Source organism: Rubrobacter taiwanensis (assembly GCF_004337705.1).
Classification (GTDB): Bacteria; Actinomycetota; Rubrobacteria; order Rubrobacterales; family Rubrobacteraceae; genus Rubrobacter_C; species Rubrobacter_C taiwanensis.
Genome location: NZ_SKBU01000014.1, coordinates 46,496 through 65,066, shown reverse-complemented (window position 1 = coordinate 65,066; position 18,571 = coordinate 46,496). Strand labels below are relative to the sequence as shown.

The following is an 18,571-nucleotide window of genomic DNA, read 5'->3' as shown; positions in this document are numbered from 1 at the left end:
AGGGGCTCTTTTGCGGGAAGATCTGGTACGGGCCGCGGAGGAAGCCGCCCGTAGAGCATACGCTCCGTACAGCGGCTTCCGGGTAGGGGCCGCGATACGCTCCGGGAGCGGGCGGGTGTATACAGGCTGCAATGTTGAGAACGCTTCTTTCGGGATGACCATCTGCGCCGAGCGCAACGCGGCGGCCGCCATGGTCAACTCCGGAGAGCGCAAGGTGAAGACCATCGCCGTCGTGAGCCCGGATGGAGAGCGAACCTTCCCCTGCGGGGCCTGCCGGCAGGTGCTGCACGAGTTCGGGTGCGAGGAGGTCGTCGTGCGCTCGGAGAACGGGGCCGTAAGCTACCCGTTTCGGGAGATACTTCCGCACGCCTTCGGGCCGGAGGATCTGTGACCGCAGGGGGAGGCTTCAAGAGCGGGTTCATCTCCGTCGTCGGACGGCCGAACGTCGGTAAGTCCACCCTGATGAACCGGCTGGTAGGGGCGAAGGTGGCGATCACATCCCCCAAACCCCAGACTACCCGGACCACGATCCGGGGGGTGCGCAACGGTCCGGGCTACCAGGCGGTCTTCGTGGATACCCCGGGTTCCCAGAAGCCCCGCGACGCGCTCAGGCGGCGTATGCAGGAGCGCGTCGTGGAGAGCATGAAGGAATCCGACGTCCTGCTCTTCGTGCTCGATGCCTCCCAGCCCATAGGTAAGGGCGACACTTATATCGCTCAGCTGATCTCCCGCGCCGGGACCCCGACCGTGGCCGCGGTCAACAAGGTGGACCTCCTCAGAGACCGCTCGCAGCTGCTGCCCGTTCTGGAGCGGGTGGCCGAACTCGGGGAGTGGGAGGATGTCTTCCCCGTCAGCGCCGTAAGCGGCGAGAATACCGAGACCATGCTCGACCGCCTGGTCTCCCTGCTTCCGGAAGGTCCCCGGTACTTCCCCGAAGGTACGGTAACGGACTTCCCGGAGGCCTTCATCCTGGCGGAGTATATCCGGGAGAAGGCCCTGAACATACTGCGGGAAGAGGTCCCACACGCCATCGCCGTCGAGGTGGAAGAGGTCGAGCGTAAGGGAGAGGTGACGGTCATCTACGCCATCATCCATGTGGAACGCCCGACCCAGCGCATGATAGTGCTCGGTAAAGACGGCCGCACCATCAAAACCATCGGTACCCAAGCCCGGAAAGAGGTCGAGCGCCTGCTCGGGACGAGGATATACTTAAACCTCACCGTCAAAGTGACGCCCAGGTGGCGGCGGGACGAGAAATTTCTCGAACGTCTGGGTTTATAATGGCGGCGGGTTCTGTGGCGTTGCTGGAGGAGGCGGTGGAGAGATGGCGCTAAGGGTTCGGGAGTTTGCGAAGATGGTGGATCACACGCTCCTGAAGCCCGACGCCTCTGAGGGGGACATTCGCCGCCTGTGCGAGGAGGCCAGCCACTATCATTTCGCTTCGGTATGCGTTCCTCCCTGCTACGTGCGGCTGGCTGCGGAGGAGCTGCGCGGGGTGGATGTTAAGGTGTGCACGGTAGTCTCCTTCCCGTTCGGAAACGACGTCACGGGCGTCAAGGTGGCGGCGGTGAGGGAGGCGGTCGCGGCGGGGGCTTCGGAGCTGGATGTGGTGATGAACATCTCCCGCTTTCTGTCCGGCGATTTCTCTTACGTGGCGGACGAGCTCACCAGCCTGATTCAGGAGGTGAGTGCGCTTGCCATAAGCAACGGGCTGGGCGATATCATAGTGAAGGTGATCGTGGAGACGGCCTACCTCACGAACGAGATGAAGCGGCTGGCGGTTCAGATGGTGGCCGACAGCGGGGCGGACTTCATCAAGACCTCGACGGGCTTCGGTCCGGCAGGGGCTACCGCCGAGGACGTTGCGCTCCTGAGAGAGGAGGCTCCGGACGCGCTGGCGATCAAGGCGTCCGGCGGGATCGGCACTCTGGAGGACGCGCTCGCCATGCTGGATGCCGGAGCCTCTAGAATCGGGGCCAGCAGGAGCGTGGCCATCATGCAGGAGGCCGAGAATGGCGGTCTACAAGAGTAGGGGCATAGTCCTGCGCTCGATTCGCTACGGCGAGGCCGATCGGATAACGGATATCTACACTCTGGACCGGGGGCTGATCTCCGCAATAGTAAAGGGGGTGAGGCGCGTCGGTTCCCGGTTCGGGGCCCGGATGGAGCCTCTCTCGTGCGTGGAGTTCGTCGCCTATGAGGGGCGCACCCTGGACACGGTGACTCAGGCAGAGGTCTTGAGGAGCTTCCGGAGGGTCAGGGAGGATCTGCGGCGCCTGGAGGCGGCCGGGGGCATGGTCCGGGCCGTGCGGGCGTTCTGCGGTGGGGATGAGGCCGACCGGCGGGTCTTCAACCTGCTTTTCAGGGGGTTGGAGGCTTTGGAGGGGCGGACCGGAGAGTACGCGGCGGTCGAGGTGGCCTTCGTGATGAAGCTCTCCGCGCTCGCCGGCTACGCTCCGGAGCTGGGGCGCTGCGTCAGCTGCCGGAGGGGGTTTGCGGAAGGGCTGCCGGGCGTGCGCTTCGCTCCGGAGGCGGGGGGCATGCTCTGTAGTGAGTGCCAGACCGTCCCGGGCGGAGCTTTCCCCGTACCGCCGGGCCTGAGGGAGGCCCTGATGGGCCTGATGCGGCGTCCGGTGGCCGAGGCCCGGCTGGAGTTCGGTCTCATAGAGAGTGCGCGGCGGGTGGTGCAGGAACATGCGTTGGCGCACGCTCCCGCCGGTACGGTAGCGCAGCGGATGACGGGCTAGGGAGGATCCGGGGTGAGGTCCGGCCGGGCTTGCGTGGAGAGTGCCGGGAGGCTGCGTCCGGAACCGCCCGACGGTTTGAGGAACGAGTTCCAGCGCGACCGCGACCGGATAATCCATGCCAAGGCCTTCCGCCGGCTCATGCACAAGACGCAGGTGTTTATAGCCCCGGACGGGGACCACTTCCGGACCCGGCTGACACACACCCTGGAGATGATGCAGATCTCACGCACCATCGCCCGCTCTCTCGGACTCAACGAAGACCTCACCGAAGCGATAGCGCTGGGTCACGACCTGGGGCACACACCCTTCGGACACACGGGTGAAGAGGCCCTGAGCAAGGTTCTCCGGGAGCACGGGCGTGACTTCCGCCACAACGAGCACTCGCTACGCGTCGTGGATGTGCTGGAGAAGGGCGGCCGGGGGCTGAACCTTACGCTGGAAGTCCGGGATGGGATACTCCACCATACCGGCCGGGGCCACCCTGAGACCTACGAGGGCCGGATCGTTCGCATCGCGGACAGAATAGCCTACGTCAACCACGACATAGACGATGCGATGAGGGCCGGGATCGTATCAGCAGATCAACTCCCGGAGAAGACCGCGCGGATACTCGGAGACCGCGCCAGCCGCCGGATAGATACGCTGGTGCGGGACATGATCTCGACCTCCGAGAAACGCGGGGAGATCGCCCTCTCAGATCCCATCCACGAAACCCTGCTGGAGTTGAGGGGCTGGCTCTTTGAGAACGTCTACCGCAACCCGCTCTCCCGGCAGGACGATAAGGCCGCCGGAGTGGTTAGAACCCTCTTTCAGTACTTTCTGGAGCACCCGGAAGAGCGCCCCTCCACCGACCCCGATCCCGTGACCGAGACCGTGGACTTCGTGGCCGGCATGACCGACCGCTACGCTCTGGCCACCTTCAGGCGACTCTTCATGCCGCAGAGCGACATAATCTCCCGCTGAGGGGACACATTGCCAAATCCCGCCGGCCGCTGTAGAGTCTCTGGCAGCGTGTGCGGAGAGAGGGGGCTCGGAACACCTTGAAGATATCCCCGCAGAGCATCGAAGAAGTCCGGGAGGCGGCAGACATCGTGGAGGTCGCCTCCGAGTTTACCGCACTGCGCCGTCAGGGGAGCGAGTACACGGGTCTCTGCCCCTTCCATCAGGAGAAGACCCCATCCTTTAGCGTCTCTCCGGATAAGGGACTCTACTACTGCTTCGGATGCGGCGCCGGAGGAGATGCGATCGAGCTCGTCAGCCGGCTGAAAGGATTCTCCTTCACCGAAGCCATCGGCTATCTGGCCGAACGCTTCGGAGTGGACCTGCAGTACGTGCAACGGTCGCCCGGCGAAGCCCGAGCCCTCGCGCGCCGCCGCGCGGCGTACCGGGCCCTCGCGGCCGCAGCGGCTTACTACCACAAATGCCTGAGGGAATCCACCCGCGCCGCTCCCGCCCGCAGGTACCTCGCAGAGCGCGGATTTAACCGGCAAACCCTCGAGACGTTCAAGATCGGATACGCCCCGCCCGCAGGCTTCGTCCGGATAGCAGGCCGGCTGAACATAACCCGCGAAGCCCTGGACGATGCAGGACTCCTCTCCACAAGCGGCCGCGACAGATTCTTCGAGCGAATAACCTTCCCCATCGCAGACCACCGGGGACGCGTGATCGGCTTCGGAGCCCGAACTCTCGGCGACGCCAAACCTAAGTATCTCAACTCCCCGGAAACCCCCCTCTTCAACAAACGCTACCTGCTCTACGGCCTCCCTCAGGCAGCCGATCATATACGGAGGGGGGGTATAGCTATAGTAGTGGAGGGGTATACGGATGTACTCATGCTGCATCAGTGTGGGCTAAGGAATGCGGTGGCCACGCTGGGCACGTCGATCACGGGGGATCATCTGAAGCGGCTTAGCGGATATGCGGAGAGGATATATCTCCTCTTCGACCCGGATGAGGCTGGGGAGGAGGCGATCCGGCGCGCTGCCGGGGCGGCGGCTTCGATGAGGCTGGATCTCCGGGTGTTACGGTTGGAACAGGACCCGGCGGACTGGCTGTTGAGGCATTCGGCGGAGGAGTTTCGAGGGCTGCTCGAGGAGGCACTTCCGGTGCTGGAGTACGGCATCCGGCGCATTGCGGAGCGTGCCCGAGGGGCGGAGGCCGTCGACCGGGCCCGGGCTCGCCCGGAGCTGGAGGGCATGATCCGGGAGATAGAAGATCCCGTCCTGCGCCGGGAGGCCGTCCGGCTGGCTTCGGAGTCTCTCGGCGTGGATGCGAGATCATTCGCTCATCTGCTGGCGCCCGGAACCCGAGGAGAGCGCCGCTTCCGGCAGACCGGGGACTACGATCCCGCAAAAGAGGCGGAACTGGAGGTTCTGGCCCTGATCCTGACTTCCCCGGCGGACACGGCGGAGTTCCTCCGGAAGGGGGTAGAGGTCCCGGGGCTGCCCGAGCCGGTGAAGCCAGAGCCCCGGGATTTCTCCGACAGAGCGCGAGCGGAGCTCTTCGAACTCTTGAGAGAGAACGCCGGCAGCGAGCTCGACGCCCTCCTCGCGAGCGAAAGAGCCCGACCGTACCTGGACCTGGTGAGCGCACTGACGCTTCAAAGCCGGCAGACCGAAGCTACTCCCCCAATCATCCGGGCCGCCTGGCTCCGCCTGCGCACCCTCTCCCGCGAGCGTGCCAAACGCCGCACCGGAGACCTGGACGAAAAACTGAGCCTGCATCACGAGATACGGATCCTCAAGTCCGCCATAAGCTCCGAAGAGGTCTCAGCGCCTTGAAGCCCCCGGACTCAGAGCGTATAATCTGCGTCCGGGCATTCCCCTGTAGCTCAATTGGCAGAGCATTCGGCTGTTAACCGAAGGGTTGCTGGTTCGAGTCCAGCCAGGGGAGCTCTAGGCCAGGGCCCATAGCTCAGTTGGTCAGAGCATCCGACTCATAATCGGACGGTCCCAGGTTCGAGTCCTGGTGGGCCCACAAACCTCCCGAACCCCACCCGGAGGGGCGGATCAAACCCCACGCCCCCGCACCTCCCCGGCAGAACCCGGAAAATTTTTCGGCTCTCAATAAATTCCACAACACCCGGAGATAAACACAACATATAGCGTTGAGAACCGCAGATTCCACTCCGTCTCACAGCAATGCTCCGAGATCTTCAGAGGGAGTCCTAGTCCCTGGGGAGGGGGAATAAAGGGGTTGAAAACGGTATTTGGGGCCTGATTTTGCTGCAAAATTGCTTAAAACGACCCGCTGTGCAAGAATTCTCAGCGTAGTGGGTCAAAGTGGAGAGTAGTGGGAGGAAGAACCCTGGCCCTTCTCGGTGAATACGAGCACAGTCTGGACGAGAAGGGGCGTTTGACTCTCCCGTCTCGGCTGAGGCCTTACTTCGAGGGGGGGATAGTAATCACCAAGGGTGTGGACAGGTGTCTCTTTGCGTTTCCTCCGGAGGAGTGGGCGGCGTTCAAGGCGAACATCAAGGCTCAGGCTGATCTATCGGCCAAGGGACGCCAGCTCTCCCGCATGTTCTTCTCCATGGCTTTCGAGGCGACTCTGGATCGTCAGGGGCGGGTGCTCATCCCGGCGAAGCTCGCGCGGTATGCGGGTTTGAGGAAGGACGTAACGATAGCCGGGGTTGACGACCGGTTGGAGATCTGGGACACGGACGAGTGGAACAGCTATCTCGCCGGTGCCGACGAGTCGTTCGCGGAGATCATCGAGGAGTTCGCCGGGCGGGAGGAGGGGCGGTGATGGCTCTCGGTCACGTACCGGTGATGCTGGAGGAGGTGATCGAGGCTCTGGCTCTCGGCGGCGGGGAGCGGGTGGTCGACGCCACCTTCGGTGGCGGGGGGCATACCCGCCGCATCCTCTCTGAGCTGGGGCCCGGGGGACGGGTGATTGGCATAGACCGAGATCCTGAGGCCCGGGAGCGGGCCCGGGTTCTGGAGGGGGAGGATCCTCGCTTCGAGTTCCGGTTCGGGCCGTTCGACGAGGTTCTGGGGGCGATGGCGGAGGCTGGTGAGAGGGTTGATGCTGTCTTCTTCGATCTCGGGCTCTCCGGCTATCAGATAGAGGATGTGCGCCGCGGGTTCAGCTACGTGCGCGCTGGCGAGCTGGACATGCGGATGGACCCTGGCCGGGGCATCTCCGCCGCCGAGTTCCTGAACCGGGCAGAGGTGCGGGAGATCCGGCGCGTACTCGCCGAGTACGGGGACGTTCCGCGGGCCGGCCGGGTTGCGCGGGAGATCGTGGCGCGGCGGCCGCTCAGGAGTACGATGGATCTTTTAGAAGCCGTCCGGGCGGCGCTTGGGTGGGTTGAGCGGGGTGGGAATCCCGCCAAACGGGTCTTTCAGGCGATTCGCATCTACGTCAACGACGAGCTGGGCGGGCTTGAGCGGGCGTTGCCGGCCGCAGAGGAGATACTGAAACCCGGAGGGCGACTGGTCGCCCTCACTTTTCATAGTGGGGAGGATCGGCTGGTAAAGAGGTTTATCGCCGGGCGTTCGCGAGGGTGCGTATGCCCGCCGGATCTGCCGGTCTGCGTCTGCGGGGCAGAGCCCGCTTTTCGCCGGGGACCAGTTCTGCGTCCGTCCGCCCGGGAGGTGGAGGAGAATCCCCGTAGCGCTCCGGCCCGCCTGAGAGTGGCGTTCCGCGTTGGAGGGGAGCCTTGATGGCCGCCCATAACTACCGGCGGCGTCCGCTGGCAAAGCCCGGGGATCGCCGGGCTCCCGCTCCCCGGCCCCGCGGGCGGCCCTCAAAGAGGGGGGCGGCCCGGCGCAGGCGGACCTTCCTGACGCTCGTGGTGGTTCCCGCGCTGCTTATGATGGGGGGGATCTACCTGAACTCCCTCGCCGGTCAGTTTGAGGAGCGGGTGATGGATCTGCAGCGGCAGGTGGAGCAGGTAGAGATGCAGAACCGGGAGCTGAAAGTTCAGGCCGCAGAGCTGTCCCGGCCGGAGCGGGTCATGGACGGCGCCCGGAGCATGGGGATGCGGCAGCCGGGCTCTGGGAGCGTGGAGGTCTTCGAGGGGGGCGCGGTTGAGTAGGAAGAGGGCGGAGCGCCGCCGGCGGTCGGTGGTATATCTCGCGGGGCGGCGGCCCGCGGCGCGGAGGCGGGCCCGCCTCCGCGCCGCTCCCGCATCCCGGCAGACCGGTCGCAGGAGGCTGTTCACGGTCGTCGCGGCGGTTCTGATCGTCGGGCTGGTTCTGGTGGGCCGGGCCTTCCAGCTGAGCGTCGTTGACGGCGAGCGCCTGCAGGCGTTCGCGGCGAGCCAGAACCCCGAGCCCGCGGCCGGAACGGAGCGCCGGGGGACCATCTGGAGCGCCGACGGGCGGCCGCTGGCGATGAGCGTGGATGCTGTCTCCGTGATCGCGACGCCGTACCAGATACCGGAGCCGGAACGGGCCGCCCGCCAGCTGGCCCGCGTCATCGGGCCGGCGACCGGGCTGAGAGAGGATGAGATCCTGCAGCGGCTTACGGCCAGGGACGATCGCGGCCGCCTCCGGGGCTACAGCGTGGTGGCCGAAGATCTGGACCCCGCGCTGGCCGGCCGGGTGCAGGAGCTGCTCATTCCCGGTATTACGCTGGAGCCGGGCTACCGGCGGGTCTATCCGGACGGGGATCTCGCCAGCCAGCTCGTGGGGTATCTGGGGGACTACGGCCGCGCTTACGGGGGCGTGGAGGCTCGCTACGACGAGCGGCTCCGCCGGGAGGACGTGCGGCTTACCCTGAACGCCGCCGTGCAGCAGGAGCTTGAGAGCTCGCTGGAGCGGGCGATGGAGGAGTACGAGGCGCGAAGCGCCCTCGGCATCGTGATGCGGGTCGAGAATGGTGAGATCGTCGCGCTTGCGAACGTGCCGGACTACGACAACAACGAGTTTTCCGCAGCGGATCCCGCACTGCAGCGCAACCGGGTGCTGACCGACCCCTACGAGCCGGGTTCCACCTTCAAGGCGTTCGTGCTGGCGGCCGCCCTGGAAGCGAACGTGGTGCGGGAGGACGACGTCTTCCTCGTGCCCGACAGGATCGAGGTAGCCGATCGCGTCGTGCACGACTCCGAACCGCACGATCCGGAGCGGATGACCCCGGGCGAGATACTGCAGCGCTCCAGCAACGTCGGGACGATCCAGATCGCCCAGCGGCTCGGGGAGGAGCTGTTGTACGATTACATCACCCGGTTCGGTTTCGGAAGTCCGACCGGGGTGGACCTGTGGGGCGAGGATGCCGGCAACGTGCCTCCCCTCGAGGAGTGGAGCGGCTCCTCCATAGGCAACATCCCCATCGGACAGGGCCTGACCGTAACCCCCCTTCAGCTGGCGGCCGGATACGCTGCCATCGCCAATGGTGGGGTCTCGGTGACGCCTCATGTGGCAGAGGGTGGTGCGGCCCCCGGAGAACGCGTGATAAGCGAGGAGACCTCGGCTATATTACGCGGGATGCTGCAGGATGTCGTCGAGGCCGGTACCGGACACAGAGCCCGGATCCCGGGCTACTCCGTAGCCGGCAAGACCGGTACCGCTCAGAAGGTGGACCCCGAACTGGGTACCTACGGAGACGAGTATGTGAGCTCGTTCGTCGGGTTCGCACCCGCTTCGGACCCCGAGTACCTCACGCTCATCGTCGTGGATGAGCCGCAGAGATCCATCTGGGGCGAACGAGTCGCAGCACCAGCCTTCCAGCGGGTCATGAGCTACACTCTACGGTACTTCAACGTCGTTCCCGATCGTGAACCTGAAGCCGTGCAGGAGGTTGACTGATTGATACCTGTAGCTCTGCGTGAGGTGGCAAAGATAGTGGGCGGGACGCTGGTCGGCGGCTCCGCGGAGAAGAGGGTGATGGGGGCCACCGTGGACTCGCGGCAGGTGCGAGGAGGCGAGCTATTTTTCGCTCTGGAGGGAGAGCGGGTATCTGGGCGGGACTTTGCGCCGGATGCGATTGCGAAGGGGGCCGTTGCCGCCGTGGCTACCGAGCCTTTGCCGGTACCCACGATAGTGGTTGGGGAGCCGCTGGCGGCCCTGCAGGAGCTGGCTCGCTGGGAGCTGCCGCGTCTGGGTGCCCGGGTCGTGGGGATAACGGGCACGGTCGGAAAGACCACGACCAAGGATGCGCTGGCGGCGGTCTTGCGGGAGGCCGGGGTGAAGGTGGCGGCGACGGCGGGGAACTTCAATAACGAGATCGGGCTGCCTTTGACTATTCTCGCCGTCGATGATCGGGTCGAGGTTCTGGTACTGGAGATGGGCGCCACGCACCCGGGAGATATAGAACGCCTGTGCGGGATCGCTCCGCCCGAGATCGGGGTGCTCACCGCCATCTCCCCGGTGCATCTGGAGTCTTTCGGGAGCTTTGAGGGTCTGGTGCGGACCAAGGGCGAGCTGGCGATGGCGCTTCCGGAGGGGGGGACGCTGGTGGCTCCACTGGGAGCGCCGCCGGCCGCCACCGGGAAGGGACGGAACCTCAAGCGCATCACCTTCGGCTCCGATCCGGCCGCCGACCTGCATGCTTCGGAGGTCGAGGAGACCGGGGAGGGACTCTCCTTCCGGCTGGAGTCTCCCCGAGGCTCCGCGCGGGTGAATGCCTCGGTTTACGGCACGCATCTGGTGCAGCCGCTGCTCGCCGCGTTCGGCGGCGCGCTGGCGCTGGGACTGACCCCTGAGGACTGTGCGCGCGGCGTCCAGAGGCTGCGCCGCACGGGCCTGCGGGGCGAGCTGTACCGGCTCAAGGACGGCATCTCCGTCTACGACGATTCCTACAACGCCTCTCCGGCCGCCGTAGCAGCGGTGTTGCGCTACGGAGCCTCGCAGTCGAAGCGGCACGGCGGGCGGTTCGTCGCCGTACTCGGGGGGATGTTCGAGCTCGGTTCCCGGTCCCGGGACTACCATCGCGAGGCCGGAGAGCTGGCTCAAAAGGTCGGCGTGGACCTGCTGGTGGCCGTGGGCGAGGAGGCCCGCTGGTATGTCGAGGGGTTCTCCGGTCCGTCGGTCTGCTTCCCCGATGCCCGGGCCGCGAGTGAAGCTCTGGTAGAACATCTGCGCCCGGGAGATTACGTTGTCATCAAGGGTTCGAGAGGTGTCGGGCTGGAGCGGGTGTCTCGGAGATTGAGGGAGATTCTCGGTCTTGTTTAGCGTCTTTCTGGCGGCGGCCGTGGCGTTCATCGTAACTCTGAGCCTCGGGTCCAAATTCATAGAGTTCGTGCAGAGCCGCAAGTTCGGACAGTTCGTACGCGAGGAGGGGCCTCAGACGCATCTGATCAAGGCCGGCACGCCCACGATGGGTGGGGTGGTGATGCTGGCCGGGGTGGTGGCGGCGCTGGTGGTGGTTGCGCGGCCTAACGTGGCTACGTTGACGGCGCTCGTGATAATGGTCACGGTGGCGAGCATCGGGCTCTACGATGACTGGCAGAAGATCTCCCGCAAGCGGAGCGAGGGGTTGAGCGCCCGGTGGAAGGCGGGGCTGCTGGCGCTGGCCGTGGTGCTGGCCGTGGTGCTGGCGCTGCGGTATGTGGGGGTGACGCAGAACGTTGTGGTTCCGGGGCTCGACCTCAACCTGGTGCTGGGGCCGGGGCTTGCGGGTGTGGCGCTCTTTATAGTTCTCATGCTGCTGGTTATCGTGGGGACGACGAACGCCGTAAACCTGACGGACGGTCTGGATGGGCTGGCCGCCGGAGCCGGAGCCATAGCCCTGGCGGTCTACACCGCCATCGCGTTCATGGAGCGCCAGTACGATCTGGCGATCATCTGTGGTGCGATGGTCGGAGCGCTCGTGGGATTTCTCTGGTTCAACGCGCATCCGGCCCAGATATTCATGGGCGATACCGGTTCGCTGGCCATCGGGGGCATTCTGGCCGCTGCTGCGGTGCTCACGAAGACCGAGCTACTCCTGCCGGTCATCGGCGGGCTCTTCGTGATCGAGACGCTCTCCGTGATGATCCAGGTCGTCGTCTTCAAGCTCACCGGCAAGCGAGTCTTCAAGATGACCCCGATCCACCACCACTTCGAGCTTCTGGGGTGGGAGGAGTCCAAGGTGGTGGTGCGGTTCTGGATCATCCAGGCCGCCTTCGCCGGGGTCGGCTTCGCCCTCTACTACCTCACCCTCTACAACCGGGGGCCGTTCTAGGCTCATGCCCCGCACGCTCGTATACGGCTTGGGGGAGTCGGGCAGAGCCGCCGCGCGAGCTCTTGCGGCCCGCGGCGAGAGCGTGCTCGCAGCCGACGCTGCGGATACGGAGCAGCTCCGCTCCACATCCGCCGAACTGGGGGTCGAGACCGTCCTGGGAGCCGGACCGGAGATCCTGCAACGCGGCGTGGACCTTGTGGTCACCAGCCCCGGCGTGCCGCCACAAGACCCCCTCCTGAAGGCCGCCGGGGCCGCCGGTATCCCCATCCTCTCCGAGGCCGCCCTGGGCCTGAAGCTGCTGCCCGCCGGGCTGCCGGTGGTGGCCGTAACCGGCACCAACGGCAAGACCACCGTCGTGGACATGATACGCAAGATACTCGAGGCCTCGGGCGTGGAGCATGTGGTCGCGGGAAACTCGTGGCGAGCGCTGACCGGGTGTTTGGGGGAGGTGGAGCGGGCGGAGGTTCTGGTCTTGGAGGTTTCCTCGTTTCAGCTGCACCATCTGCCAGAGCCGGGGTTCCGGGTGGCCGCGCTTTTGAACGTGAGGCCGGATCATCTGAACTGGCACTCTTCTTTTGAGGAGTACCGGCGGGACAAGCTGCGCATCTTCGAGGGGCAGGGGCCCGGGGATCTGGCGCTGGTGAGTCGCCGGGATCCGGTCGGCTGGGAGGCTGCCGGCGGGTTTGTGGCCCGGACGTTAGTGATCGGGGAGGGGGAGACCGGCGTTTGGGACGGGGCTTTGATGCTCGGCGGCGAGCGGCTGGTTGGCGTGGAGGAGCTCTCGTTCGCCGGGGTGCACAACTACGAGAACGCTCTGTTCGCGGCGGCTGCGGCCCGGGAGTTGGGAGCTGGTCTGGAGGACGTTCGCGAGGGGTTGCGGAGCTACTCTCCGAGGCCACACCGGCTGGCGCTCGTTGCGGAGCTGGGCGGGGTACGGTACGTGGACGACTCCAAGGCCACCAATCCGGCGGCGGTGGCGGCTGCGCTGGAGAGCTTCGACGATCCGGTAGTACTCATTCTCGGCGGTTCCGAGAAGCACACGGACTTCGGGGAGGTCGTTCCCAGGCTCGGGCGCTGCCGGGCCGTCATCTGCTACGGAGAGGCCGGCCCGCGCATAGCCGAATACCTGGAGGGCAGGGCGGTGAGGGCGCCGGTGGTTCGGGCCGGGGGTCTGGCGGCGGCGGTCGAGTCTGCGCGGCGGGCGGCGCGTCCTGGGGATGTGGTGCTCCTCTCGCCGGGGTGCGCGAGCTTCGACGAGTTCTCGGGCTATGCCGAGCGAGGGGAGAGGTTCGCCGGGCTGGTGCGGGGAGGCGGGACGTGAGCGCGCTGCGGGCGAATCTCCTCTTCGTATCTTCAGGGCTCGCGCTGCTCGGTACGGTTATGGTCTATTCGGCCACCGTCAGGGACTACGGGGCTCACTACCTCGTAACCCGGGGGCTGCACGTGGCGCTGGGGCTGGCGGTGCTCTGGGCCGCGACCCGGGTTCGGTACACCGCCTGGCGGAGGCTGGCCCCCTGGCTCTACGGGGCCTCTGCAGTACTGCTGGTGCTCGTGCTGGTGCCGGGGCTAGGGACGGATGTGGGTGGAGCCCGGCGCTGGTTCGACTTCGGGCCGATCAGCCTCCAGCCCGCAGAGCTCGCCAAGCTGGCGGTCGTCATCGTGCTGAGCGCGGCGGTTTCGCGCCGGCCTCCCGGCTCCGGGGTGCCGGCCGGGCCGCTGGCGGCCGTGGGGCTGCTGATCGGGCTGGTGGTCATCGAGCCAGATTTCGGAACCTCGGTCGTCATGCTGGCCGGGGCCGCCGGCGCGCTGTGGGCCTCGGAGCTGCGCACGCGGGATCTTGTGGTCTTCGGCGGTGCGTCGGCAGCGCTGGCGGTCGTCGTGATGCTGCTGGAGCCCTACCGCCGGGAGCGCTTTATGGCGTTCCTGAACCCCTGGGAGCTGGCGGACGGCCCCGGTTACCAGGTGGTGCAGTCCATGCTGGCCATCGGGATGGGGAGCATCTTCGGAACCGGGGTGGGATCATCCGACCGGAGCGCCTTCATCCCCGAGGTGCATACGGACATGATCTTCGCCCTCATCGGGGAGGAGCTGGGACTGCTGGGCATGATCGTGGTTATAGCGGCGTTCCTCTTCCTGACCCTTGCCGGCATCCGGATAGCCCTCGGGGCCTCAACCACCTTCGGGCGGTGCATCGCGGGTGGCCTGACGGCCATGCTGGCCGTGCAGGCGTTCTCGAACATCGGAGCGGCGATGAGTGTGGTGCCGCTCGCCGGGATGACCCTGCCGTTCGTGAGCTACGGGGGATCCAGCATAATCGTCAGCTTCGCGGCGGTCGGGATCCTCTACCGGATATCGGAGGACAGTGAGCGAGCGAGAGAAGCAAAGCCTCAGAAAAATAATGATAGCCGGCGGCGGCACCGGGGGGCACGCGATCCCCGCGCTGTGCGTCGCGGATGAGCTGAGGAGCCGGGGTGTCGATGTCGAGTTTCTGGGGGCCTCCTCCGGGATCGAGGCCGACCTCGTCCCGGCTGCGGGCTACCGGCTGCACGCTCTGCCCCTCAGGGGGCTCTCGGGCGGTCCCCTCGGCGCGGCACGCGCCGGAGCGCTCTTCATGCGGGCCTGCATGAGATTCCGGGATGTGATCCGGGACTTCGGACCCCGCGCTCTGCTGGGGGTCGGGGGTTACGCCAGCGCGCCGGCGGTCGTGGCGGCCTGGACGCTTGGGGTTCCCACCTTCCTGCACGAGCAGAACTCTGTGCCCGGTAAGGTCAACCGCCTGGCGGCGCGCTTTACCCGGGAGGTGTTTATCACCTTCCCTGAGGCGGCCGGGTACCTTCCCGGTGCAGTGCAGGTGGGGATGCCGACCCGGCCGGAGTTCTTCCGGATAAGGCGGGAGGAGGCGCTCCGGCGACTGGAGCTGAAACCCCCGGTGGTACTGCTCTACGGCGGCAGCGGCGGGGCGCTCCGGCTGAACCTCGCGGCGGTCGAGGCTTTTGCGGGCGAGACGTCCTACTCCGTACTCCACATATCCGGCCGCCGGGACTATCCCCGCCTGAAGCCTCGCAACCCCCGGCACCGGATCGTGGCCTACGACGATGAGATCTGGTGGGCCCTCGGAGCGGCCGAGGTCGTGGTCAGCCGGGCCGGAGCCGGTTCGCTCTTCGACCTCGCCGCGGCGGGGAGAGCGGCGATCCTGGTCCCCTTCCCGCACGCCGCCGGAGATCATCAGCTCAGGAACGCCCGGTACTTCACCGACCGGAGAGCCGCCGAGCTTCTGCCGGATTCCGAGGTGACCGGGGACGCGTTGCGGGAGCGGGTGGAGCGCCTGCTCGCGGACGATTCGAGGAGGCGCGAGCTGGAGAGTAGAATACGCGATTTGGCAACTCCCGGAGCCGCCGCCGCAGTGGCGGAGAGGCTCCTGCGGCAGTGGTGAGGAAGGAGCGGGCTGGATGAAGGTGCACATGATCGGTATCGGCGGGGCCGGGATGAGCGGGATAGCCAAGGTTCTGTACACCCGGGGGCATGAGGTGACCGGCTCCGACCTCAAGGAGTCTTACTACACCCGGCAGCTGGAGGAGCTGGGCCTGAGAATCTATATCGGGCACGCCGACGGGAACGTCGGGGACGCCGACCGGGTCGTCATCTCCACCGCCATCCCGCCCACGAACCCGGAACTCCTGGAGGCCCGTCGCCGGAACATTCCCGTCATCCGGCGGGCCGGCGTGCTGGCCGAGATCCTCAACGCCGGTCGGGGGATAGCCATCGCGGGGACGCACGGAAAGACCACGACTACCAGCATGACCAACCACCTGCTGCGCGCGCTGGGCGAAGACCCCACGGCGCTCATCGGCGGGCAGCTCAACGATATCGGCAGCAACGCCGTCGTCGGCAGATCGGAGCTCGTCGTCGCCGAGGCCGATGAGAGCGACAGGACCATCCTGCTGCTGAGGCCCGAGGCGGCCGTCGTTACGAACGTGGAGTTCGATCATCCGGACTTCTACACCTCTCTGGAGGATGTCATGGAGACCTTCGGCGAGTTTGTGGAGTCCATCCCGGAGCACGGGCACCTGGTCGTCTGCGCCGACGACCCCCGGTGCCTGAAGCTGGCCAGACGCGCGGCCTGCCCAGTCTCCACCTACGGGATAGAAGGCGGAGACCTGCGGGCCGAACCCACCTCCCACAACTCCTACATCCTCTACGAGAGCGGCCGGAGGCGGGGCGCGGTGACGCTCGGGGTCTTCGGGCGGCACAACATGCTCAACTCGCTGGCGGCAATCGGCATAGCCCGCTGGCTCGGCTACGACGCCTACGAGGCCGCACAGCACATGCGGAGCTTCAGCGGCGTCCGCCGCCGCTTCCAGCTCAAGGGGGAGAGGTCGGAGGTCAAGGTGGTGGACGACTACGCTCACCACCCCACCGAGCTCCGGATGACGCTCGAGGTGGCGCGGTCCACGACCGAAGGCCGCGTAGTGGCGGTCTTCCAGCCTCACCGGTACACGCGTACCCGCGCCCTGTACCGGGAGTTCGGAGAATCCTTCTTTCGGGCGGACGCCGTGCTGGTAACCGATGTCTACGGCTCCGGTGAACCACCCCTGCCCGGCGTGAGCGGGAAGCTGATCGTGGACGCTATCTGCGAGTCCGCAAAGAGACCGCCGGAGGTCTACTACGTCCCCGAGACCCACGCCATACCCAAGGTGCTTAAAACCATCTCCCGGCCGAAAGACATGGTGCTCACCCTCGGAGCCGGAGATATAAGCCGGGTCGGCGAAGAACTGCTGGAAATCCTGCCGCAGTGAGGCGCGCGGCGCGCAGAACGCTCGGCGCCCTCACCCTCTCTGCCCTCGTCGCCGCCCTCACAACCCTGCTGGTATTTACTCTCTCGTACCTGGTCTTCCCGGTGAGCGAGGTGCGCCTCGAGGGCGCCCGCATGCTGCCCGAATCCCGGGTGAAAGAGCTTGTGGGAGAACGCGCGAGCCTCCTCACTCTGAACACCGGAGCCCTGGAGCGTCGGGTGGAGTCTGATCCATGGGTTTACAGTGCAAGGGTGAGTAAGAACTGGGATTCCAGTATAGTTACGGTTGAGGTTGAAGAAAGAACCGCCATCCTGCGAGCCGTGGTAGAGGGCCGGGAGAGGTTCTACTCGGCGGACGGGGTCGAGCTGCCGGGGGCGGGTGGCGCGCGGCTTCCGGAGCTTCGGCTGGAGCGCTGGCAGGTGGAGGAGATCCTGGGGGTAGTCGGGGTTTTGGAAGAGGGGGGCGTGAGGATACGTGCGGTGGAGTCGGCGGGAGCGGGGGGCGTGTTCGTCTCGCTGGGGAGTGGTCAGCGGGCGGTACTCTCCGGCGGGGTGAGTGAGGAGCAGGTCGCGGCGCTGCGGGAGATCATGGCTTCATATCCCGGGGCGGAGTATTTCGATCTGCGGTCTCCCGGGCGGGTGATCGTAGGTCTGGACGGAGCGCGGGAGGAATAGAGGGTTCCCGATGCGGCAGTCGCAACACTTCGGCATAGACGTGGGGACGACCAAGATCGTGGCCCTCGCGGGCCGGGTCGAGCCCCGGCGTCGCATCGCCGAGGTTACGGACCTGGGCGAGGCTTCCAGCCGGGGGTTGCGTCGGGGGATCGTGGTGGATCGGCAGGCCGCCAGCGAGTCCATCTGGGAGGCGATAGAGAGCTCCGGCGTGAAGCCGGGGTCGGCGACGGTCGGTATCGCCGGGGGGCACATCAACTCCTTCAACACCGAGGTGACGCTCCTGAACCGGGGGCGCAACAAGGTTGTAACGCCGCGCTTCCTCCGGCGGCTGGAGAACGAGGCGCTGCACGCCGTAGAGCTGGGACCGGACGAGCAGGTCATACACATCGTCCCCCGCAGCTACACCCTGGATGGCGAGGAAGGCATCCGCCAGCCGCTGGGGCTGGCGGCCCGCCGGGTTACGCTGCGGGCGCACGTGATCAGCGGCTCGGTCCAGAGCATCCAGAACCTGCTGTGGGCCGTCGAGGACTGCGGCGTACGCGTCTCGGAGGTCGTGCTGGAGCCGCTGGCCGCCAGCGAATCCTGCCTCACCGAGGCCGAACGCGACATGGGCGTGGCCCTGCTGGATATCGGGGGCGGCACGACGGATATAGCCGTCTTCTGGCGCGGAGCCCTCACCCATACGGCCGTGCTCCCGCTCGGGGGACAGAGCCTCTCCTCAGATGCCGCCTTCGGCCTCAAGGTGCCCTTCGAGATCGCCGAAAGACTCAAGATCCGCTACGGAACCGTGCTCTCCACCACCGTGGACACCTTCGCCGCCGTCAAGGCCAAAGACCGCCACTACAACGCCCACTTTCTGAGCCAGATCCTGGAGTACCGGGGCCGCGAGATACTCGAGATGGCACGCGACTCGCTGGACAAAGCCCGCGTCCGGAACTTCCTCACCGGCGGTGCGGTCCTCACCGGCGGCGGCTCCCTGCTCGACGGCATGACCGAACTGACCGAGGATATCCTGGACCTGCGAGCCAGACTCGCCGCTCCCCGCCGGGTTCGGGGACGAATTAAACCTCTACAGGAGCCTCAGTACTCGACGGCTGTAGGTCTGCTATACTTCGCGGCCAAAAGCAGTAACCTTAAACCACAGCATAAAGGTGCAAGCGCCACAACTTTTGGTAGCATAGTGGCGGCCATCAAGAGTTGGTTTGGAGGCGGGCGGTCGAAGATGGGTCTGGAGAGAAGGCGTTAGGAC

At 66.2% G+C, this 18,571-nt stretch carries 18 protein-coding genes and 2 tRNA genes; all 20 read left to right on the top strand.

Annotated features, from left to right (window positions below; translation table 11 throughout):
- Window positions 1-10: 10 nt before the first annotated feature.
- Window positions 11-391 (top strand): cytidine deaminase, encoded by a 381-nt coding sequence (locus E0L93_RS07215; RefSeq protein WP_132690433.1) that lies wholly within the window; start codon window positions 11-13, stop codon window positions 389-391.
- Window positions 388-1,281 (top strand): GTPase Era, encoded by an 894-nt coding sequence (gene era, locus E0L93_RS07210; protein WP_132690431.1) that lies wholly within the window; start codon window positions 388-390, stop codon window positions 1,279-1,281. Before E0L93_RS07215 ends, era begins: the two co-directional genes overlap by 4 nt.
- A gap of 43 nt (window positions 1,282-1,324) precedes the next feature.
- Window positions 1,325-2,032 carry a deoxyribose-phosphate aldolase gene (deoC, locus tag E0L93_RS07205; protein ID WP_132690429.1) on the top strand — a complete coding sequence of 236 codons (708 nt, stop codon included), beginning with the start codon at window positions 1,325-1,327 and terminating at the stop codon, window positions 2,030-2,032.
- Window positions 2,013-2,747: a DNA repair protein RecO gene (gene recO, locus E0L93_RS07200; protein ID WP_165874222.1), complete on the top strand. Its 735-nt coding sequence runs from the start codon at window positions 2,013-2,015 to the stop codon at window positions 2,745-2,747. Before deoC ends, recO begins: the two co-directional genes overlap by 20 nt.
- 12 nt (window positions 2,748-2,759) lie before the next feature.
- Complete coding sequence (locus E0L93_RS07195; RefSeq protein ID WP_132690425.1) at window positions 2,760-3,710, top strand: deoxyguanosinetriphosphate triphosphohydrolase; 951 nt, start codon at window positions 2,760-2,762, stop codon at window positions 3,708-3,710.
- A gap of 77 nt (window positions 3,711-3,787) precedes the next feature.
- Window positions 3,788-5,527: a DNA primase gene (gene dnaG, locus E0L93_RS07190; RefSeq protein ID WP_165874221.1), complete on the top strand. Its 1,740-nt coding sequence runs from the start codon at window positions 3,788-3,790 to the stop codon at window positions 5,525-5,527.
- A gap of 39 nt (window positions 5,528-5,566) precedes the next feature.
- A tRNA-Asn gene (locus tag E0L93_RS07185) sits at window positions 5,567-5,639 on the top strand.
- A 10-nt stretch (window positions 5,640-5,649) separates the two neighbouring features.
- A tRNA-Ile gene (locus E0L93_RS07180) sits at window positions 5,650-5,723 on the top strand.
- 315 nt (window positions 5,724-6,038) lie between these two features.
- Entirely contained in the window at window positions 6,039-6,494 is a 456-nt protein-coding gene (gene mraZ, locus E0L93_RS07175; RefSeq protein WP_132690421.1) for a division/cell wall cluster transcriptional repressor MraZ, read from the top strand.
- On the top strand, window positions 6,494-7,414 hold the full coding sequence (gene rsmH / locus E0L93_RS07170; protein WP_132690597.1) for a 16S rRNA (cytosine(1402)-N(4))-methyltransferase RsmH: 921 nt from the start codon (window positions 6,494-6,496) through the stop codon (window positions 7,412-7,414). The genes mraZ and rsmH overlap by 1 nt, the downstream gene beginning before the upstream one ends.
- Window positions 7,414-7,788, top strand: a complete 375-nt coding sequence (locus E0L93_RS07165; RefSeq protein WP_132690419.1) for a hypothetical protein — start codon at window positions 7,414-7,416, stop codon at window positions 7,786-7,788. Before rsmH ends, E0L93_RS07165 begins: the two co-directional genes overlap by 1 nt.
- Entirely contained in the window at window positions 7,781-9,499 is a 1,719-nt protein-coding gene (locus E0L93_RS07160) for a peptidoglycan D,D-transpeptidase FtsI family protein (protein ID WP_132690417.1), read from the top strand. The genes E0L93_RS07165 and E0L93_RS07160 overlap by 8 nt, the downstream gene beginning before the upstream one ends.
- A complete protein-coding gene (locus E0L93_RS07155; RefSeq protein WP_132690415.1) occupies window positions 9,500-10,864 on the top strand; it encodes a UDP-N-acetylmuramoyl-tripeptide--D-alanyl-D-alanine ligase in 1,365 nt (454 codons plus the stop codon).
- Entirely contained in the window at window positions 10,857-11,855 is a 999-nt protein-coding gene (gene mraY, locus E0L93_RS07150) for a phospho-N-acetylmuramoyl-pentapeptide-transferase (RefSeq protein WP_132690413.1), read from the top strand. The genes E0L93_RS07155 and mraY overlap by 8 nt, the downstream gene beginning before the upstream one ends.
- Before the next feature lie 4 nt (window positions 11,856-11,859).
- A complete protein-coding gene (gene murD, locus E0L93_RS07145) occupies window positions 11,860-13,176 on the top strand; it encodes a UDP-N-acetylmuramoyl-L-alanine--D-glutamate ligase (RefSeq protein WP_132690411.1) in 1,317 nt (438 codons plus the stop codon).
- Window positions 13,173-14,312: an FtsW/RodA/SpoVE family cell cycle protein gene (locus tag E0L93_RS07140; protein WP_132690409.1), complete on the top strand. Its 1,140-nt coding sequence runs from the start codon at window positions 13,173-13,175 to the stop codon at window positions 14,310-14,312. Before murD ends, E0L93_RS07140 begins: the two co-directional genes overlap by 4 nt.
- On the top strand, window positions 14,254-15,288 hold the full coding sequence (locus E0L93_RS07135; RefSeq protein ID WP_132690407.1) for a UDP-N-acetylglucosamine--N-acetylmuramyl-(pentapeptide) pyrophosphoryl-undecaprenol N-acetylglucosamine transferase: 1,035 nt from the start codon (window positions 14,254-14,256) through the stop codon (window positions 15,286-15,288). Before E0L93_RS07140 ends, E0L93_RS07135 begins: the two co-directional genes overlap by 59 nt.
- Before the next feature lie 16 nt (window positions 15,289-15,304).
- Window positions 15,305-16,651 carry a UDP-N-acetylmuramate--L-alanine ligase gene (murC, locus tag E0L93_RS07130; protein ID WP_132690405.1) on the top strand — a complete coding sequence of 449 codons (1,347 nt, stop codon included), beginning with the start codon at window positions 15,305-15,307 and terminating at the stop codon, window positions 16,649-16,651.
- Window positions 16,648-17,322, top strand: coding sequence for a cell division protein FtsQ/DivIB (locus E0L93_RS16435; RefSeq protein ID WP_132690403.1), 675 nt, complete (start codon window positions 16,648-16,650; stop codon window positions 17,320-17,322). Before murC ends, E0L93_RS16435 begins: the two co-directional genes overlap by 4 nt.
- Window positions 17,323-17,332: 10 nt before the next feature.
- Entirely contained in the window at window positions 17,333-18,568 is a 1,236-nt protein-coding gene (gene ftsA / locus E0L93_RS07120; RefSeq protein WP_132690401.1) for a cell division protein FtsA, read from the top strand.
- Window positions 18,569-18,571: the final 3 nt, after the last annotated feature.

Excerpts from the sequence above, each read along its gene's own strand:
- deoC (WP_132690429.1), top strand. The coding sequence starts at position 1,325 with ATGGCGCTAAGGGTTCGGGAGTTTGCGAAGATGGTGGATCACACGCTC.
- recO (WP_165874222.1), top strand. The coding sequence starts at position 2,013 with ATGGCGGTCTACAAGAGTAGGGGCATAGTCCTGCGCTCGATTCGCTAC.
- rsmH (WP_132690597.1), top strand. The coding sequence starts at position 6,494 with ATGGCTCTCGGTCACGTACCGGTGATGCTGGAGGAGGTGATCGAGGCT.
- E0L93_RS07165 (WP_132690419.1), top strand. The coding sequence starts at position 7,414 with ATGGCCGCCCATAACTACCGGCGGCGTCCGCTGGCAAAGCCCGGGGAT.
- murD (WP_132690411.1), top strand. The coding sequence starts at position 11,860 with ATGCCCCGCACGCTCGTATACGGCTTGGGGGAGTCGGGCAGAGCCGCC.
- E0L93_RS07135 (WP_132690407.1), top strand. The coding sequence starts at position 14,254 with ATGATAGCCGGCGGCGGCACCGGGGGGCACGCGATCCCCGCGCTGTGC.
- murC (WP_132690405.1), top strand. The coding sequence starts at position 15,305 with ATGAAGGTGCACATGATCGGTATCGGCGGGGCCGGGATGAGCGGGATA.
- ftsA (WP_132690401.1), top strand. The coding sequence starts at position 17,333 with ATGCGGCAGTCGCAACACTTCGGCATAGACGTGGGGACGACCAAGATC.